Annotated in this window: 14 protein-coding genes; 11 read left to right on the plus strand and 3 right to left on the minus strand. The window is 62.0% G+C overall.

What is annotated here, in order from left to right; genetic code table 11:
• Positions 1–5: 5 nt before the first annotated feature.
• Positions 6–1,349 carry a purine-cytosine permease family protein gene (locus tag MRBLAR12_RS06805; RefSeq protein ID WP_364744599.1) on the minus strand — a complete coding sequence of 448 codons (1,344 nt, stop codon included), beginning with the start codon at positions 1,347–1,349 and terminating at the stop codon, positions 6–8.
• A 1,264-nt stretch (positions 1,350–2,613) separates the two neighbouring features.
• Here MRBLAR12_RS06805 and MRBLAR12_RS06815 point away from each other — a divergent pair.
• A complete protein-coding gene (locus tag MRBLAR12_RS06815; protein ID WP_229995365.1) occupies positions 2,614–3,045 on the plus strand; it encodes an Lrp/AsnC family transcriptional regulator in 432 nt (143 codons plus the stop codon).
• Between the two features lie 172 nt (positions 3,046–3,217).
• The gene (locus MRBLAR12_RS06820; RefSeq protein ID WP_229995364.1) at positions 3,218–4,249 is read left to right on the plus strand and encodes an ornithine cyclodeaminase; all 1,032 of its coding nucleotides are present in this window, start codon (positions 3,218–3,220) and stop codon (positions 4,247–4,249) included.
• Positions 4,250–4,488: 239 nt separating this feature from the next.
• Here the strand turns inward: MRBLAR12_RS06820 and MRBLAR12_RS06825 are convergent, their stop codons facing one another.
• Complete coding sequence (locus tag MRBLAR12_RS06825; RefSeq protein WP_229995363.1) at positions 4,489–6,087, minus strand: PucR family transcriptional regulator; 1,599 nt, start codon at positions 6,085–6,087, stop codon at positions 4,489–4,491.
• A gap of 103 nt (positions 6,088–6,190) precedes the next feature.
• On the opposite strand from MRBLAR12_RS06825, the gene MRBLAR12_RS06830 reads away from it, so the two are divergent.
• The 9 genes from MRBLAR12_RS06830 (at position 6,191) to MRBLAR12_RS06870 (ending at position 16,889) form a co-directional block, all read left to right on the plus strand.
• Entirely contained in the window at positions 6,191–7,057 is an 867-nt protein-coding gene (locus MRBLAR12_RS06830; RefSeq protein WP_229995362.1) for a hypothetical protein, read from the plus strand.
• 20 nt (positions 7,058–7,077) lie between these two features.
• Positions 7,078–8,019, plus strand: a complete 942-nt coding sequence (locus MRBLAR12_RS06835) for an ABC transporter substrate-binding protein (protein ID WP_229995361.1) — start codon at positions 7,078–7,080, stop codon at positions 8,017–8,019.
• The gene (locus tag MRBLAR12_RS06840) at positions 8,016–9,008 is read left to right on the plus strand and encodes an amino acid ABC transporter permease (protein WP_229995360.1); all 993 of its coding nucleotides are present in this window, start codon (positions 8,016–8,018) and stop codon (positions 9,006–9,008) included. The genes MRBLAR12_RS06835 and MRBLAR12_RS06840 overlap by 4 nt, the downstream gene beginning before the upstream one ends.
• Positions 9,005–9,814 (plus strand): amino acid ABC transporter ATP-binding protein, encoded by an 810-nt coding sequence (locus tag MRBLAR12_RS06845; RefSeq protein WP_229995359.1) that lies wholly within the window; start codon positions 9,005–9,007, stop codon positions 9,812–9,814. The genes MRBLAR12_RS06840 and MRBLAR12_RS06845 overlap by 4 nt, the downstream gene beginning before the upstream one ends.
• A 64-nt stretch (positions 9,815–9,878) precedes the next feature.
• Entirely contained in the window at positions 9,879–10,991 is a 1,113-nt protein-coding gene (locus tag MRBLAR12_RS06850; RefSeq protein ID WP_364744609.1) for a mandelate racemase/muconate lactonizing enzyme family protein, read from the plus strand.
• Positions 10,973–12,130: an amidohydrolase gene (locus tag MRBLAR12_RS06855; protein WP_364744612.1), complete on the plus strand. Its 1,158-nt coding sequence runs from the start codon at positions 10,973–10,975 to the stop codon at positions 12,128–12,130. The genes MRBLAR12_RS06850 and MRBLAR12_RS06855 overlap by 19 nt, the downstream gene beginning before the upstream one ends.
• Before the next feature lie 1,319 nt (positions 12,131–13,449).
• Entirely contained in the window at positions 13,450–15,870 is a 2,421-nt protein-coding gene (locus tag MRBLAR12_RS06860) for a DEAD/DEAH box helicase (protein ID WP_229996134.1), read from the plus strand.
• Between the two features lie 138 nt (positions 15,871–16,008).
• Positions 16,009–16,449, plus strand: a complete 441-nt coding sequence (locus tag MRBLAR12_RS06865; RefSeq protein WP_229996133.1) for a hypothetical protein — start codon at positions 16,009–16,011, stop codon at positions 16,447–16,449.
• A 173-nt stretch (positions 16,450–16,622) separates the two neighbouring features.
• Positions 16,623–16,889, plus strand: coding sequence for a hypothetical protein (locus MRBLAR12_RS06870; RefSeq protein ID WP_229996132.1), 267 nt, complete (start codon positions 16,623–16,625; stop codon positions 16,887–16,889).
• Between the two features lie 143 nt (positions 16,890–17,032).
• Here MRBLAR12_RS06870 and MRBLAR12_RS06875 read toward each other — a convergent pair whose 3' ends face one another.
• Positions 17,033–18,301: an integrase core domain-containing protein gene (locus tag MRBLAR12_RS06875; RefSeq protein ID WP_422653174.1), complete on the minus strand. Its 1,269-nt coding sequence runs from the start codon at positions 18,299–18,301 to the stop codon at positions 17,033–17,035.
• Positions 18,302–18,466 lie beyond the last annotated feature (165 nt).

Below are 18,466 nucleotides of genomic sequence, written 5' to 3' on the forward strand. Positions count from 1 at the left end.
GCTACTCATGGTGCGGTTACCGGTTCTTCCTGTGTGGTGGTTTCGTTTGTGGGTTGGTTGTCGCCGTAGGACCGCAGGAGGTTCAGCTTGCCGGCGATGATGTAGAGGATGAACGCCGCGGCGAGGGAGTTAAGGGCCGGGAGTCCGAAGGTGACGAAGTAGCCCAGGGCCGCTGAGATCGCCCAGATGACGAACGTGGCCGGGATCCAGTTGGGCGATTCGGCTGGCGGAAGGCCCGAATCCCGGCTGGCTTCCAGTAGGGGCCGCCACTTCTTGATGACGAAGTACTCGGCCATGATGATGCCGGCTACCGGCGGGAAGACGACGCCCAGCACCATGAGGATGTCGATGAATTTGTCCAGGATGCCGATCGCTGCCAGCACGGTTCCCACAACCCCCAGAAGAAGCGTGACGTGCCCACGGTTCAGGCGCCTGTTCATGGCGCTGTTGAAGAAGGACACCACGCCGAGGCCAGCACTGTAGAGGTTCCAGTCGTTGATCTTGGAGGTGCCCAGGACGATGATCAGGATGCCGATCCAGCCCACCGAGGAGAAGATGATCTGGGTGACATCCGCCGACTTTACGGCGTGGGCCAGCAGCACGCCGATCATGCCGATGGTGTAGTTGCCTAGCGTCATGCCGACGACGGTCTGCTTGACGACGTCGCCAGCGGTCCTGTTGTAGCGGGTCATGTCGGGCGTGATGACCGCCCCGAGAACGGCGCTTCCAGCGACGATGGTGGTAGCGGTGACGAAATCAAGGGTGGCGCCAGGAGGAGCCTCGTTGATGAGCTGGCTGATGGAATGGTTGCTCAGCTCGGCCCATGCCGCCCAAGCGATCAGGATCATGAACAACGGCACGGTGATGTTGGCCAGCCACTGCATGGATTCAAAGCCGCGGACTACGATCAGGGTCACCACCAGGCCAAAAGCCAGCGACCAGGCCCAGGTGGGAATTTCAGGGACGATCTGGTTCAACCCGGCTCCGGAAATCCCTGACTGGATGCCGAACCAGCCGATAAGGCTGATGCAGATGGCTAAGCCGAGGACCGACGCGCCGCCGCGGCCGAAGCCTGTCCATCGGGCGAGCATGGACGTTGTGAGGCCTTGGCGCATGCCGGCGATGCCGACGAAAATCATGAGTGCTTCGACGATCAACGCGCCAACGGTAAACGCCCAAAAGGCGTCCCAGAACGTCATTCCGAAGCCAAAAGTTGCCCCGAGAAGAAACTGGCTTAGGTCAGAAGTCTGGCCAAAGCGTTGGACCGCTATGCCGAACCAGTGCTTCCGCTCCTTTGCGGGAACCCTGGTGATGGGGTAGTCATCGTGCCCTGTTTCGGATGTGGACATGACATGCATTCCTTTCGAGTGATTCACTTCACAGTATCCACGCGATGCTTTGCGGTCATTGGGCAAAGTGCATTCCTCCATTCTGAAGAACAGGCATATCGCACAGTCGCTTGGCCGATTAGTTTCCTCGGTGATGGCACTCAACCTCAACCTTGGATACCTGCTAGCGGCTGGGTTGGGCATGGCCCTTGTGGGGCTAGCTGCTGTTTTCCGTCAATACCGTCGACTCAAGGCGTCGACGACGGACCTTGGACCGTAGCCCTTCCACGACTCGTGAAAGACGGATGTAATTCGCGGGTTGAAGTTCAGGTCTGACCGAGTGCGCAGCAGGGTTTCAGCTGCCCACGGCGGTGGATAATCCTCATGGGTCATCCACCGCTGCGGCTGCCGGGGAGCTACCCCAACGCTCCCAATTTCCAGCCGTGGATAACCCGGCTTGACCAACCCGTGACCTGCTCCGCGTCCTTGGCCATGACCCCGACGACTGAGGTCAGACACGGTCAATCCCGCGGCCTGCCGGTAAGCCGCGGCCACGCCGTCCGCCCGCTCGGCAAACGCTGGGGGCGTCGAAGGACTTGGCAGGCGGGGAAGTCGCCGGTTCGTCCCGATCCGCAGGCGGCCCCGGTACAGCGTCAATTGTCCAGACGGTGTCTGGACAATTGGGAATGGAACGTTGGAACCTCCAACTAGGGTGGAGCCATGACCCAGCTGAACCGGAACTCCCGGGAGACTATGCCGCTGCTCTCACGACCCTGAAGGGGCTCGTCCGCGAAGCTCAACAGCGGGCGCAGCGCGTGGTGAATACCGCCATGATCGGGCTTTACTGGAACATTGGGCGGATGATCCCGGACAGGCAGATGAACGAGCCATGGGGGAGTGGGCCGCTGAGTGTGCACAAACTGTTCACTGATGGGCCCTTTCGGGGGCCTTTTTGTTGGCCGGCGTTACGGCTGGGCGGCTCCTTTGCTTGCCTGGGCAGCAATGTTGCTGCTTCCTCGTTCATGACCGGGAGCACCTGCAACGGCATGACTGAGTTCACACCATGGGAGCGGCAACTGCAAACCTTGCTGGTTTGCTCGGTAGCTCCGGGCGAAAAACGCCAGAACGTCCCTATCGAGGCCTGCCCCAAGACCTTCTCGGCTCCCTGTCGCTGATTTTCCGAGCAGATTCCACTGCGGTGCACGTCTTCCTCAGCGTACTTGGCAAGGCTTTAGTTAGGTGGCGGGGAAGATCATTATGCTGACGCTTGTTGTACATTCTGTACATGACAGCCCTTACAGATATTGACCGGCAGCTCCTTTCGGCCCTGCGCGAGGACGGACGGGCGTCTGTGGCCAGCCTCGCCCGTAAGCTCGGCGTTGCCCGGGCAACCGTGAACAGCAGGCTCGATCGCCTTCTCACTTCAGGAACCATCGTTGGCTTCACTGCCAGGGTCCGTGACGAAGTGGACCCGCTTGAGATCCACGCCATCACCCTGATCGCTGTTGAGGGGAGGTCGGCCAACAAGGTGATCCGAGAGCTCAGGGGGTTCCCCGAAATTCGGGCACTGCACACCACCAACGGCGGATGGGACCTTGTGGCGGAGCTGGCCACCGAAAACCTCGGCGGGTTCGACAACGTGCTGGGCAGGATCCGCGCAGTCGACGGCATCGTCAACAGCGAGACCAGCCTTTTGCTCAGTTCCGTACTCAGATAGTGCTCCAAGGCCGCCGCTGCAGTCGACGATCGAAGACCGGCGAAGTGCGCAGAACGGCCTGACATTCTGCGCACATTTTTGGCGATTAGCGAGCTATTCGGTCATTGTGGCCGCATATCGACGCCGCATAACGTGAGGGCATTAGCTGTCGAGATGGAAAAGGGTGACGCAAATGACGCGTTTTGTCGATGTTCACAACATGGTGCGATGGGCTGCCGGCCGGGGAGTGGAGACGATCATCTCGGAGATGATCGTTTACCTCGAAGACGATTTCCGCCGCTGGGCGTCTTTTGACAAGAGTCCCCGCATGGCCAGCCATACCCCGTTCGGGGTCATCGAACTGATGCCCACGAGCGACCACGAGACCTATGGCTTCAAGTACGTCAACGGGCACCCGTCCAATCCGGCCCGTGGTTTCCAGACAGTGACTGCGTTCGGCGTCCTGGCGGACGTCCACAATGGATATCCCACCTTCCTGGCGGAGATGACCTTACTGACAGCCCTGCGTACTGCGGCGACCTCGGGTATGGTCGCGAAGCATCTCGCCCGCCCCGGCTCCGCAAGCATGGCCATGATCGGAACCGGCAGCCAGTCTGAGTTCCAGGCCCTAGCCTTCCGGGCTGCCCTCGGAATTACCACGCTCAGGGTGTGGGACACTGATCCGGCCGCGACGCACAAGTTTGTCCGCAACCTCACCCCGCTGGGGTTCAAGATCACGGTTGCGTCCTCGGCCGCCGACGCCGTGCAGGGAACGGACGTCATCACGACCTGTACCGCTGACAAGGCCAACGCCACCATCCTGACGGCCGACCTCATTGCCCCCGGCGTCCACCTCAATGCCATCGGCGGGGACTGCCCCGGAAAAACCGAACTCGACGCGGTCATCCTGGGACTCGGCGACGTTTTCGTGGAGTTCACACCGCAGACGCGGATTGAAGGCGAGATCCAGCAAATGCCCGCCGACTTCGCCGTTACTGAATTCTGGCAAGTCTTGAGCGACAAGGCACCGGGGCGCACCAGCTCGGAACAGATCACGATTTTTGACTCCGTCGGCTTCGCCATTGAGGATTTCGCGGCCTTGCGATACGTCCGAGACGCCGTCGACGGGTCGGACTTCTTCGTAGACATTGACCTCGTCGCCGACCCGGAAGACCCGAAGGACCTCTTCGGCCTTTTGGGCGCCTTGTCCCCGGTTGGATCTTAGGTCAGGGATGCCCCCTCATGGATCCTTCCAGGTCATCGACGTCCGCCTGCAGCGGGTCGGCCCCGCACGGAAACCTGGATCCCCGGCGCCTTGCGGGCTCCGGGTAGGTTCCCGGACTCCGCCAGGTACCCTCTCCTGGCGGAGTCCGCATCGCGGTAGTTCCCGATGTGCGGTCCGTCCACGAGTGCGAACCGACACAGCCAATTCGCACTGCATCCGGGTCACTCACCCCGGTGTGGTTAATTGAATTCCAGAACATGAAGGCTTAGCCAGAGCACGAGTGTGTCCTCAGACTGGTCCAGGTCGATGTTGAACAGTTCGCGTAACCGTTTGAGGCGGTACCGGAGCGTGTTTTGGTGCAAAGACAATCCAGCGGCGGTCCGGGCGGAGTCCCGGGAACAGTCAAGGTAGGTCCGCAGCGTTTTTGCGTACTCTGTTCCTGAGCCGGCGTCGTATTCCATGATCTTTTCGGCGGCTGCCGATGTGAGGTGAGGTGTCTTGCGGAAATGGGCGGCCAGTTCGAGCAGCGTCAGGCGGCTGCGGACGTCGTGCGCACTCGCATAGGTGATTGAGCTCTGACCGGAAGCGAGCATGAGCAGGACCAGGTCTGCCTCGTGCCTCGACCGGCCGATGTCCGACGCAGCAGGGACAGCAGACCCGGCCGCTATTCGCAGGTCAACCGCAAGGGATACGCGGGAGCGCTCGGTGAGCCGTCGGGCCAGGGCTTCGACGGGTCCAGACGAGGCAGGGTCGACGTCCGCGAAAAGGGCATAGATGGTGGTTCCCACCAGCACGCAATGCGCCCCTCGACGGTGGGCTTCGCACTGCGTGGTGACAAGGTCCAGGAGCCGGACCAGTGTCATCTCCGCCGCCTGCCCGATGTCCGGTTGGAAAGCGATGACCGCAAACGGCCCGGAGTTCCGAAGTCCCAGCTGTTCCGCGATGAGTGCCGCGTCGTCGCCACCTTCTAGGAGTCTGCGGAGAAGCTCCGCGCGCTGTTGGCGGGCCAGGTCGTAGGCACTGCGTGCTCGCAGCATATGAAGGGCTGCGATATCGGCAGCCCGTTCCAACGCCTGTTCCGCGACCACGTCCAGGTCACCGTTCGGGTCAACAACCCAGATAGAGCCGAGCGGCTCTTTGCCTGCCCGGACTGCAATGGCCAGCCGGTCGAGGGCCGGACGGACCCCCTCGATGCGGACCGCGCCGTGGGAGCGGAAAACAGAGGCATACTGGCCCGCGTTCTCCGGAAGGTAGGGAACCTGGCGTCCCAGGATGCCCTGACGCCGGTCCTCATCGATCGGCTGGTGGGCGAGGGTCGAGTAGGCGAGCACCTGTTCCTGGAGATTCTCAATGGCCGTGGCGCCGCCAACCATGGCGGCGATGGCGTTGGCCAACGCGAACAGGTCGCCAACGCCCAGCGTGGACAACGAGTTTCCGGCTTCGGCTGAGGCAGTGAGCGCCGAGTCCAGGAGCGCATCCAACTGGCGCCACCCCATCTCGTCATCGACCACGAGGAGGGCGATACCCGACTGATCGGCGACGGCGATGATATGCCCCAGATCCTGGGAATACTGCTTGATGACCAGCGCGCCAAAGCCTGCCGTGGCCGCGCTGCGGACAACGCCGGCTGTTGCTGGTTCGGCAGGGTGAAGTCCAATGCCCAGAAGGATCGCACCCGGCAACCCCTCCAACGGAGTGTGGGGATCGTAATACGCAGGGCTGGTCAGGGAAAGCTCCGGCGGCGTGCCGTGGGAGCGGAGCGCCACTGCCGGGCTTGCCAGTAGCCGCAGGAGCCCGTGGAGAGTGATGCTGTCTGGGGTGCCGGAAGAAGTTGCCACGAGGGAAAAGCTAATCCCTCTTGTGGCGGAGCACAAGACTTCGCATGAAATGTCGTGGTCTGCACCGAAGCCAGCGGCCCGGGGCCCAGCAGATAGTTGACGCATGTCACTTTCACTTGAAGCGGAACCGCTCGCCCGACAGGCCGCAGAGGCAGCAACAGCAGCAGCAGCCAAAGCCGGCGTCCTGGTGGTGGATGAGCATGACCGCGACCAGCTCCGGGACGTCGAAGGGCTACTCATCGCGATCTGGGGCATGTCCCCCCACGGAGCTCCTATACCGTTCGACCTGTTGCGCAGTATTTCGCATGCAGGGTGCAACGTTTCCGCCGCCTACGATCCGGGAGGACAACTTTGCGGGGCAGCTGTCGGGATTGTCTCACCCGGCGGGAGCGCGACTTACTCGCTGATCGCCGGGGTCCTGCCCGGTACCGGCGACAAAGGCGTCGGCTTTGCCCTGAAACAGCACCAGCGGGCCTGGTCGCTGGCACGGGGCATCGAATCGATGACGTGGACTTTCGACCCGCTGGTCAGCAGGAACGCCCGCTTCAACCTGACCAAGCTCGGGGCAGTGGCGTCCGAATATGCCCAAAACTTCTATGGCGAGATGCAGGACGAGATCAACGCCAATGACGAGAGCGACCGGCTGGTCGCAGTCTGGCCGCTGTCGTCGGCGCGAAGCATCGACGCCAGCCACGGCCTAATTCAGGATTTGGAACCGAGCGCTGCCGCCGTGGGAAACGTGCTGGAGTACGGGCCGGATCAACAGCCGGTTCTCCTTGAAGCGGAAGGCACGATCTGGTGCCGGGCACCCCGGGACATTGTCGCGATGAGGGCCGCGGCCCCAGAACAGGCCAGCCAGTGGCGGAGCATGCTCCGCGGGATCCTGGAACCCGCCCTTGCCTCCGGCTATATGGCCTCCGGCGTGACACGCAGCGGCTGGTACCGGCTGACCACAACCGACCAGGCATAACCCACCCCAAAGGAGCACCAATGCGTACCAATTATCGTGCAGTCAAAGCCCGAACAGTCTTCGCCGCTGCCGGGCTGGCCCTCGCCTCAGGACTAACGGCGTGCGGGGCAGGATCAACTTCGGCCGCGGAGGTGAAGACTATCTCCGCAGCCGATGTCGACCCCGCCGCCGCAGCCGCCCTTCCCGAACGTTACAAGGCCGCCGGAGTAATTAAAGTGGCCTCGGACATCCCGTATCCACCCATGGAGATGTTCGATGAAAATCAGCAACTTACCGGTCTGGACTTCGACCTGGCCCAGGCCCTGGGTGCGAAGCTCGGGGTGAAGCTTGAGCTGCAGACCCAGGCGTTCGACAGCATCATCCCCTCACTGCAGTCGGGCAAGAACGACATCATCATGTCGGGGATGAACGACACCCCCGAGCGGCAGGAATCCCTGGATTTCGTTGACTACTTCCACGCGGGATTCTCCATTCTTGTCCCCGAGGGCAATCCGAAGAACATCACCACAGCCCTTGACCTATGCGACAAGGACGTCGCAGTGCAGAAGGCAACCGTTCAGGCCGAAATTCTGCGCAGCTACGACCAGCAGTGCAAAGACAAGGGATCCAGCCCGATCCGCGTTTCGGAACTCCCGCTGGAGACGGACGTGCAGACTGCGGTCCGTTCAGGGAAAGCCTCCGCCGACGTCGTGGACTCGGCAGTGGCGGCGTATGCCGCCAAGACAGCCGGTGACGGCAAGATCTTTGACCTCGTAAAAGACCCGGCTAACCCGGCCGGATACAATCCCGTCCATACCGGAATCGGTGTGCTGAAAAAGGATGCGGAACTTTCCAAAGCCCTGCTGACAGCCCTCCAGGCGCTCATCGCCGACGGCACGTATGGCAGCATCCTGGCCAAGTACGACCTCTCCGACTACAGCGTCAAGGAAGCCGGACTGAACCTGGGGGGAACCAAACCATGAAACAGGGCACCACAATAGCGCCGCGGCGGGAAGGACCGGCACAGGCAGGCCCGCACTCCACCGACGGCTCCGGTTCAGATGACGTCGTGGCCGTTCCACTTCGACACCCCTGGCGCTGGGTAGGAGCAGCATTGCTGGGCATCAGCTTCGCAGCTCTGGCATCTTCCCTGTGGGCCAACCCCAACATCGACCACCGGACGATCAGTAGCTACCTTTTTCACCCGCGGATCCTCGGCGGCGTAGGCCTCACACTTATGCTGACCGTAGTCTCCATGGTGGTATCCACCATCTTGGGTGTCCTGCTGGCAGTCATGCGGCTTTCCAAGAATCCCGTGATGAATGCTTTCGCCTGGTTCTACGTCTGGGTCTTCCGGGGTACACCGCTGCTGATCCAGGTCGTTTTTTGGGGCTATCTGGGGCTGCTCTATGCGCAGATCTCTCTCGGCGTTCCCTTTACCGACTTCACCGTATTTTCCGTGGACACCAACACGCTGGTGCCTGCGTTCACCGCCGGTCTCCTGGCCATGACCCTGAACCAGGCCGCATACTCGGCCGAGATCATCCGGGGCGGCATGCTCTCCGTGGACACCGGACAGCATGAAGCCGCTTCGTCCCTGGGTATGTCCCCGGCCTTCACCCTCTTCAGGGTGGTGCTCCCGCAAGCGATGCGGGTCATCATTCCGCCGATGGGCAACGAGACGATCTCGATGCTGAAAAACACGTCGCTGCTCTCCGTCATCGCGGTGCTGGAGCTTTACACGGTGGCCACCCAGATCTCCTCCCAGAACCTGCGGCAGGTGGAGCTGCTAGTAGTGGTCAGCTGCTGGTACCTCTTCCTCACCTCGGTGCTATCCGTTCCCCAGTACTACCTGGAACGCCACTACGGCAGGGGCAACGCCCGCCAGCAAAGCCCCACCCCCCTCGGCAGGATCCGGGCCGCCCTGCGCAAAACCCCGATCCACGCCGTATCGAAAGGACCCCAGCCATGACCGAGGCACTGGCCTTCCCCCGGCATCAGGAACACCCCGCGCCCGCCCGGCCGCTCCTGGTCGCCACCAACGTCCGTAAGCACTACGGCGGAGTCGAAGTGCTGAAAGGCATTTCTCTCTCTGTCAATGCCGGCGAAGTCATGTGCCTCCTCGGCCCGTCCGGCTCCGGCAAGTCCACCTTCCTGCGCTGCATCAACCACCTGGAACGGATCGACGGCGGCAGGATCTCCGTGGGAGGCGAACTGGTCGGCTACGCGCAGCGCCAGGACCGGATCTTCGAAATGAACCCCCGCGAAGTGGCAAAGCAACGCAGCGGCATCGGAATGGTGTTCCAGCGCTTCAACCTCTTCCCCCACATGACCGCCCTGGAAAACATCTGGGCAGCCCCCGTAGGGGTCAAGAAAGTACCGAAGCAACATGCCATCAAGCGGGGAATGGAGCTACTGGACCGTGTCGGCCTCGCGCACCTGGCAAAGGCCTATCCCGCGCAACTCTCCGGCGGGCAACAGCAGCGGGTTGCCATCGCCCGGGCCCTGGCGATGGATCCGCAGCTCCTCCTGTTCGATGAGCCCACCAGCGCCCTTGATCCGGAACTGGTCGGCGACGTCCTGGACGTGATGCGCACCCTGGCCGCTGACGGGATGACCATGATCGTCGTCACCCACGAGATCGGCTTCGCCCGCGGCGCCGCGGACAGCGTGGTCTTCATGGACGGCGGCGTTGTGGTGGAATCCGGCGCCCCCGCCGACGTGCTGGACAACCCGCAAAACCCGCGGACTATCGCCTTCCTCGAAAGCGTCATGTAAGCATCCGGTCCCTAAAAACCCGGCGCACCAGCGGCGTCCACATCCCACGAACAGTGAGCCCTCAATGAAAATTTCCCGCGCCACCATCACCCTCATCGATGTTCCCTTGCTGGAACCCTTTGTGGTCTCCTATGCCACCTATGACTCAATGCCGAGCATCATCCTGGCCCTCGAAACCGACGACGGAACGATCGGCTACGGCGAAAGTGTCCCGGACGGACACATCACCGGAGAGACACCCGGGGGAGTGGTCGAGGCACTCAAGACCGAACTCATCCCAGCGATCCTGGGACTGGACCCACGCGACATCACGGCAGTCCACCAGCAACTAAACCGCGCACTCAAGGGCTGCGGTGCCGCGAAAGCGGCTGTCGACATCGCCTGCTGGGACTTGGTCGGAAAAGCTGCCGGCCGGCCGATCTACGCGCTGTTGGGCGGACGCCGGCCCGAACAACCCACCATCGCGAAGGTCCTGAGTATCCTTCCACCAGGGGTCCTCGCTGAGCAGGCAGCCCAGGCCCGAAGCCAAGGCTACCGCCACCTGAAGATGAAACTGGGCGGCGACGACGGCCTGGACATTGAACGGGTGCGCGCTGTCCGGTCAGCGATCAACGACGACCTGGCCATCCGCGTGGACGCCAACCAGGGCTGGTCCGATCCAGTCACAGCACGGGCAATGATCCGCGCCCTGGAGCCCTACCGGATTGACTGGGTGGAACAGCCGATCCTGGCCGATGATATCGATGGCTTCAAGCTCCTCCGCCAGGACACCAGCACTTGTCTCATGGCCGACGAGTCCGTAGTCCACGCCGGCGACCTGGCCCGATTCGTCCAAGACCGATCAGTGGACATGGTGAACCTCAAACTCATGAAAAGCGGCGGCATCACCCCCTGTCACCGCCTGGCCACCCAGGCTGAACTCGGCGGCCTGAAAGTCCAGATCGGCTCCATGCTGGAAACCAGCGTCGCCTCCGCCGCCGGATTCCATCTCGCCCTCAGCCACCCCAACATCGTCTCCACCGAGCTCTCCGGCCCCATGAAATTCACCAAGGAACCCGGGAACCTCCAGTACGTCCTGCCCGAAGTGCACATCACAGAGGGACCGGGCCTGGGCATCGACGTCGACCGGGACGTTCTGGCGGAACTGACCGTGAGCGAATGCGAAATCAGCCGGTGACCCGCGAAGAGACGCGCCGTCGTCGTCTTCAGGAAATATGGACGCACTTGCACAACCACCCCGAACCCAGCATGAAGGAGTACGGCACCTCGGAGTACCTGGCCGAACTGCTGGGAACTGCAGGATTGACCATCGGCAAGTTCGGGACCATTCCCGGCTTCACCGCCGATGTTGGACAAGGCACGCCGCGCATCGGCCTCAGGGCAGACATGGACGCCCTGGTGCAGGAAGTAGCGGGAAAAACCGCAGTCGTCCACTCCTGCGGGCACGACGCGAACATGGCAGTTGTCGCTACCGTGATGCTCGAACTGGCAGAACAGGCAGAACAGCTGAAATGCGCAGTGCGCGCCATCTTCCAACCAGCCGAGGAACTCGGCAACGGGGCAGACCTCGTGGCAGCCCTCGGCGTGACGGACGGCCTGGAGTACCTGTTCGGTGTTCACCTGCGCCCGCAAAGTGAACTTCCGTCCCCCTTCCTGGCCCCGTCCATCTCGCATGGTGCATGCCTCTTTGCGTACGGCACGATCACAGGAGATGACCACCACGGGGCAAGACCGCACCTCGGGGCTAACGCCGTAGAGGTGGCACTCGAAATTTCGGCAGGGCTCAAGCGTCTCAAAGTCGATCCGCAGGTCCCCAGCTCCGCCAAGATGACCCTGCTGCAGGCTGGTGGAGGGAACCTCAACGTCATCCCGGGCAGCGGCACCTTCGGTGTGGACCTCCGAGCCCAAACAAATGAGGCTATGTCGACGCTCCACACGGGCCTCGTCGGGGTGTGCCGGTCAGTGGCCGCCTTAACCGGCTCGGAAATCAACCTCGACTTCCGGGACGCCGTGCCCGCGGCCATCATCGGAATCAAAGCTGAAGATGCCCTCGCATCTGCCATCACCGCGACATTAGGCAGCGATCACCTGCAGTCCGGAATTGTGACCTCAGGATCGGATGACTTCCACTTCTACACTCAAAGGAACCCCGCGCTCCAGGCTGCCATGCTTGCCGTCGGCGCAAACGTCCGACCCGGGCTGCACCACCCCTCCATGACCTTCGAAGCAGCAGCGTTGGAACGCGCCGTCGGCGTCCTCATAGAAGCCTGCAGCCGCGCCACGGCACCATCAGCTGTCGCCCGTTCCATAACTTGACCAAGAACCTCCGCTGCCTGAGTCAGCTGCCCGTCGTTGAGCCGGAATTGCGGCGGGGGTATCACCGCCAATGAGAAACAGCTTCGAGCCAGCGTTGAGAGATCAATAATGGGTCGGGGACCCAATAAATGTAACGGGGTCGTCATGTCGGTTTTTGCCGGTTCCGCCATGAGATGACGGAAAGGAGGTAGATGGCCGTGATTACGATTCTTGAAGCAGACGAAGACGATGATTGGGCGCGGGCTGTCGCCGCTGACCCGTGGTCTTGGAGCGGGAAAGGCAGGGAGCCGAGCGACGGCTGGGGTGTCCTCTCCTGCTCCGGTGCTACTGCCGTGAGGCAGAAAAAGGGGGTGTGGACAGTGTCCACACCCTGGGCTTCGGATCGGGTCGTACCGGTGCCGGATCGGGCCGGATTGCGGAAGTTTACGGGGGAGTGGCGGGTTTCCAAGGGCTGGAACCCGGTTCGAGTTCCACCTCGGGCACAACATTCCTCCTCGTCAGAGGGGGTTTTTGCTCTAACGTGTGGACATTGACCCTGCCCGGGTCCCTCTGACGCTTGGTGCGGGCTGTTGCCTGGCCGCCGCGGTGGCCTGTTCGGTTGCGTGGTGGCGGGGTCAGGGCCCCTGGCCGGTAGGCCGTCCCCTTGCTGGGGTGTGGGGTCAAATGGTGTCTCCTTTCTGACCACCTCTGGTTGGCGTGGTTGGTCTTGTACCTATTCACGCCGTGAGATTGTGGTGATGACATGACCTGCGCCAAATATTTTCCAGATGCTTGGCCTCGATTCGCTGATTCTTAGGGCTTGGGGGGAGAGGCTGGCGCATGTTTGTCCGGCCAAAGGGGGTGTGTAAAATGTCCACACCCGTGTCCAGATGATGCCGTGGCTCATCGGTGACTCCCTCCGTGCCTACTTTTGCTGACACGAGTTCATGCAGCCACGTCCGCGACATAACATGACTGGCTTTAGTCCTGGCGCTTCATGGCTGAGACGGCTATCTGTGGGCGCGGGCAGGACCCGGGTCGTGGAGCCGCGGATTGCGTCGGGCCCGTCCGCAGCATGAAGGGTGTGCGGCACGTGGGTCCTTTCTCCGTGGCCGTGCCGGTCTGGGTGATCAGTCATACCTGTCCATCACTGCATGCCCGGTTTTCGACATGATTGCATGAGTGGGTTCTTACCCGGCGGTCTGATCGATTCCAGGCATTAGTTCGTCCACCCAGGTGCCTGGTCCCGCTCGAGCCGTTCGCCGCCGGAGACGCCTACGGCCGCACGCATTTCACAGTAAGTTTCGGACTTCTGGGTTCCTCCGCCCACAATGGAAATTGTGAGTGAAGACATCCCTGCAGGTGCTGGGCAAACTGCATTGCCGGGCCTCTCTGATGCGGCAGACAACGCCCTGAGGCGTGACCTCGAGGAGCTGCGTCGCGACAATGACAGGCTGCGGAAACTGTTGGAACTCACCGAGTCCGAGTCAAGAGCTCCGCATCGGGACCAGCCGGTCATTCCCGCCGTTATGCACCGTGGCCCGGTGAGTATGGATTCGTCTCCGGTGGAAAAAGTCCGCTTCTTCCAGGACTTGTTCCGGGCACGCAGCGATGTCTACGCGCTCCGGTGGGAAAATCCGCGAGATGGCCGTTCCGGTTGGGTTCCCGCGGTCGCCGGTGGCTGGCGTAAGGGTGCGAACATGGCCGGTGCCAGCTATCTGGCCCTCACTCCGGGGGTCGTTGCTGATCATCTGCGCGGGCTACAGCACATTGGCCTGTATCCCCTGACTGAACAGGACACCTGTTGGTGGGTAGCGGCGGATTTTGATGGCGGCGCAGCAATGCTGGATGCTTTGGCGTACGTCAAGGCTGCACGCTTCCGCGGTATTCCGGCGGCGCTGGAAGTGTCCCAATCTGGGCGCGGCGCCCATGCCTGGATCTTTTTCAGCACGGCCATCCCGGCGTCAACCGCACGCCAGCTGGGCACTGGTCTGATCCACGAGGCCATGGGATTGCGCGGCAGCATGAGCCTGGCCAGTTACGACAGGCTTTTTCCATCCCAGGACATCCACTCGGGCAAAGGCCTGGGCAACCTGATTGCTGCACCGCTGAACGGAAGACGCCGCCAGCACGGCACCACATTGTTCCTGGATACTACGACCCTGGAACCGTATGAGGACCAATGGGCGTACCTGTCCAGCCTGGACCGGCTCTCGGACCGGGAAGTCACCACACACATCCGAAGGCTGCCTGCCGTTAAGCTGGGTCACGAGGTTCGCCGGCTCGAACTGCCCCGATCGTCCAAGATCGTTCCTCGCCCTGCGCTCATCGTCCGCACAGTCTTCGCCTCACGCCTGACCATCAAAGCCGCGGACCTGGGGCCAGCCATGATTTCGGCAGTCAAGCATGCCGCATCGATGCCGAACCCAGAGTTTTACGAACGTCAACGCCAGCGCCGGTCGACCTGGAACATTCCGCGCTTTCTACGCAACTACGACGAAACCCTTGATGGCGACCTTATATTGCCTCGCGGGTTGCTGTCCCTATTGCATCAACTGGTCGAATCGAGTGGCAGCACACTGCGAATTGATGATCAACGCGCGGTCGGCACTGCTCACAGTTTCGAGTTCACGGCCCGTCTCCGCGGGGAGCAACTAGGCGCAATGGATGCCGCTACTGCCACGGAGCAAGGCATTTTGGTGGCTCCGCCAGGTACCGGCAAAACGGTCATCGCCTGTGCGGCCATTGCGCGTCGTGGCGTATCCACACTGGTCCTGGTTGACCGCAAGGCCCTGGCTGACCAATGGCGTAGCCGCATACACGAGTTCATGGACGAAAAGTGCGGCCAAATAGGTGGCGGGCGTGCAAGGACAACGGGACTCATCGACGTCGCGCTTTTGCCAACGCTTGCGCGGCGCAACAACGTTGCCGAGCTGACCGCCGGGTACGGTTTTGTCATCGTGGATGAGTGCCACCATGTCCCCGCCGCGGCGTTCAGCCACGTCATGAACGAGATCCCTGCGCGGTACTGGTTGGGGCTGACGGCTACACCGTACCGGCGGGACAAACTGGACTCGCTGATCTACCACCAGCTCGGCAAGATCACGCACACCATTTCGCCCCCTGCTCCGCAGCAGCTGCCACGCCACTCGCAGGAGATTGCCGAGCCGACGCTGGCTTTGAAGTTGCATCGGACGTCCTACGCTTACAATGGCGGCGCTGACCCCAGCGGGCCTGGCGGGATGTCCGCCATTTACAAGGACTTGATCGCCAACGAGGATCGCCTGCAGCAAATCTACGACGACGTCATGGCGGCTTACGAACACAACTCGCGAATCCTCTTACTGACGACCTGGAAAGCCCATCTTGATTCCTTCAGGTCCCGGTTCGAGGCATCTGGTCTGAAGCCGGTGGCCTTCACCGGCGCAATGAACGCAAAGGAACGGCATGCCGCCGTCGACCATCTTTCCAACTCCGATGACGCACAGCCGCTGCTGGTACTGGGAACCGGCTCGTATATTGGCGAGGGCTTTGATTGTCCGAAGCTGGATACCTTGTTCCTTGCGGCACCCATTTCCTTCAAGGGCAGGCTGGTCCAATACGCTGGCCGAGTTATCCGACCATACCCAGGAAAAACGATCGCGACCGTTCACGACTACCATGACGAGTCCACTCCGGTGCTGGCAGCTTCACTGAACAAGCGGGCGCCGGGGTACGTCTCGCTCGGGTTCACTGATCCGCGGAAACTATCAAGCACGTGAGGCCGTCATCCCCGCAGGAACAGTCTTCGGTGACCTTGCGACGGCACAAGCCGCCAAATGGTCCTCCTCGACGACTATGGGTCGGAAGAGAAGGACTGCGTACTTGACGTACCTGGTGTACGTACGGATGATTGATGTATGAGCACCCCCACACACGACACGGTCGGTGGACATGTCTACGGGTTTACCCAGGCGCGGGATTCGTTGAAGATGATCCTGGATTTCAGCGAGCGGGGAGGACTGTCCACAATACGGCGGCCCGACCGGGCCACGGCCGCCGTCGTCAATGGCGAGAGCCTGCGCCGATATCTGGAATTGACGGTCGTCGCCAATGTCCAGGTCGTGAGTGAAGACGGAGCATGGGCTGTCTTCATGCCAGGGCAGCCTTTTGCCGCTGAGGCCACGGAGCTGAGTGAAGCCCTGGCGGACTTTGTCGATGCTTTGCGAGACTACGCGGAGGATTGGGAGGACCATTTGCACGCGGCGCCCAATCACCGCGAGAACTGGGCCTTGGTTCAGCTCATTGACCTGTCCACCGATGAGCAATTGACCGCCTGGCTCACCGGCTCGGTGGCATGAGCGTCCGACGCGTAGGCGGACGGGACGACCATGAGAAGTTCTGTCTAACCGAGCGCTGGGAGTTGGTGACGAATGCCCGCGGGAAACCAGTGCGTCATCACGCGACCTACCGGTTGATTCTGCAAGATGGTCGGATCCTGCGGACCCGGATATCCCGCCCGGTGGATCGAACAATGTATTCGAATTCGATCTGGAACCATATTCTCCAAGACCAGCTTGAGGTCAGTGAGGATGAGTTTTGGGCATGTGTCGATGACGGAGTACTGCCTGGCCGCGGAATGGCAGCCCCTCGCACTTCGGCTATTCCCCTAGCGCTGGTCTGGCAACTCACCCACACTGTTGGAATAGATGAACGAGATGTTGCCGGGATGACGAAAGAGCAGGCCATTCAGGCGATCAATGATTACTGGATGTCGCAAGGGGACGGACAGGACGACTGAGACGGTTGCCCGGTTGGTCGGACGGGGCGCATTTGCCATAGCGGGACATTCGTGTCCGTGAAGAAAGTGGTGTGCACAATGTGCACACTTTGGCCGTCGGACTGGGTCGTGTGATGTCTCGGGACATGGGTGACGGTTCTGGATCAGGACATCGGTGACATTTCGTGTATCAGGACATCGGTGACGGTTGGGGGTTGTTTCGCCGTGAATCCGGGGGGCTTGCCGTTTCCGACTGTTTTGGTCCCGGCCTGTGGACGGGGGTAGGACGTGATGTGGGTGCCCTGGTCATCGAAGAACTGGATTGTCTCGGGGTCCCAGAGCGCGTGGATGCACTGCCGGGCGTAGGGTTTGCCGATCATGTAGACCACGCTGTTGATCGTGACTCTGCCGTTGGGGTAGGCGATGCGGGTGGCCTGGCCGCTGCCGTGGGTGCTGTCCTGGGTGAGGGTCGGGACGGGTTTCGGGTGGGGTGGCTCGGCAGCCGGTGTGGCGGCCCATGCTTGTTGCGGGGTGATCCGTCCGGGCAGGCCCTGGTGGGGGCGTTCGGTGTTGTAGAGCTGATCGAACGCGTCGACCTGTTCCTGAAGCTGTTCAAGGCTCCCGGCGAGGGGTTGTTTGTCCAAGAAACGGAACAGGGTCCGGTGGAAGCGTTCGTTCTTGCCCTGTGTGGTTGGTTTGTAGGGTTTCCCGGTGATCGCCTCGATCCCCAGGGAGGTAACGTGCGTGAGGAGCTGGCCTTGGCGGCCTCGCCGTGAAGGGTTCAACGCGGCCCCATTGTCCGTGAGCAGTTTCTGGGGCACCCCGTGCGCGGTGATGCCCTTCTTCACCACCGCGATCGCGGCCTCGGATGTTTCCCCGGCGGCGACGTGGGAGGCGACCGCGAAGCGGGAGTGGTCATCGATGAGCTGGAAGATCACGCATTTACGGCCGCCGGTGAGGACGTACTCGGTCGCGTCCAGCTGCCACAGACAGTTCGGGGCCGGGTAAACGAACCGGCGGTACGCGGCCCGGGGCTTCTTCCGCGGCTCCAGCCTCGCGACACCGGTTTCACGGAAGATTCTGGCCAGCGACGCAACCGAGGGCACCGGTTCCAGGCCCATGGATTTCATTTTCTCGAACACGCTGATCGGTCCGTGGTCCAGGCCCGAGCGCTCCAAAGCAGCCCGCACCCGCAGTGCCTGCTCCTTGGCCTCCTCACCGATCTTGGACGGGCTCGTGCGCGGCCGGCGGGACCGCGGTTCCAACGCTGCAGCCGGGCCCTCGGCCCGGGCCCGGCCCAGCAACACGTAAAACGTCTTACGGGAGATGCCATGCTCGGCACAGAACGATGTCACAGCACCACGCGGCGGATCATCCGGCCACTGCGAGATCGCTAAACGGACACGAGGATCAACAGGCTCAACTCCACTCATCCACCAATCAGATCGGCAGAAGTGTCACCACCAAGAACTGGGCCGCTTGGGAGATTTCGGACAGCGGATTAGTGGTTTTCTCTACGCTGCCGCGGGCGGCTGCTGGTAACTGTAGTGGACCTCGTTGGGGTAGCGGTAATCCAGGGCGGAGTGCCGGCGCCGGCT

The sequence above is a fragment of the Arthrobacter sp. LAR12-1-1.1 genome (assembly GCF_040676555.1).
In the GTDB taxonomy this organism is placed as follows: domain Bacteria; phylum Actinomycetota; class Actinomycetes; order Actinomycetales; family Micrococcaceae; genus Arthrobacter.

Bases quoted from the DNA above. Each gene is read 5' to 3' on its own strand.
- MRBLAR12_RS06805 (WP_364744599.1), bottom strand. From the start codon at position 1,349: ATGTCCACATCCGAAACAGGGCACGATGACTACCCCATCACCAGGGTT.
- MRBLAR12_RS06815 (WP_229995365.1), top strand. From the start codon at position 2,614: ATGACAGCCCTTACAGATATTGACCGGCAGCTCCTTTCGGCCCTGCGC.
- MRBLAR12_RS06820 (WP_229995364.1), top strand. From the start codon at position 3,218: ATGACGCGTTTTGTCGATGTTCACAACATGGTGCGATGGGCTGCCGGC.
- MRBLAR12_RS06830 (WP_229995362.1), top strand. From the start codon at position 6,191: ATGTCACTTTCACTTGAAGCGGAACCGCTCGCCCGACAGGCCGCAGAG.
- MRBLAR12_RS06835 (WP_229995361.1), top strand. From the start codon at position 7,078: ATGCGTACCAATTATCGTGCAGTCAAAGCCCGAACAGTCTTCGCCGCT.
- MRBLAR12_RS06840 (WP_229995360.1), top strand. From the start codon at position 8,016: ATGAAACAGGGCACCACAATAGCGCCGCGGCGGGAAGGACCGGCACAG.
- MRBLAR12_RS06845 (WP_229995359.1), top strand. From the start codon at position 9,005: ATGACCGAGGCACTGGCCTTCCCCCGGCATCAGGAACACCCCGCGCCC.
- MRBLAR12_RS06850 (WP_364744609.1), top strand. From the start codon at position 9,879: ATGAAAATTTCCCGCGCCACCATCACCCTCATCGATGTTCCCTTGCTG.
- MRBLAR12_RS06855 (WP_364744612.1), top strand. From the start codon at position 10,973: ATGCGAAATCAGCCGGTGACCCGCGAAGAGACGCGCCGTCGTCGTCTT.
- MRBLAR12_RS06865 (WP_229996133.1), top strand. From the start codon at position 16,009: ATGAGCACCCCCACACACGACACGGTCGGTGGACATGTCTACGGGTTT.
- MRBLAR12_RS06870 (WP_229996132.1), top strand. From the start codon at position 16,623: ATGTATTCGAATTCGATCTGGAACCATATTCTCCAAGACCAGCTTGAG.
- MRBLAR12_RS06875 (WP_422653174.1), bottom strand. From the start codon at position 18,301: ATGAGTGGAGTTGAGCCTGTTGATCCTCGTGTCCGTTTAGCGATCTCG.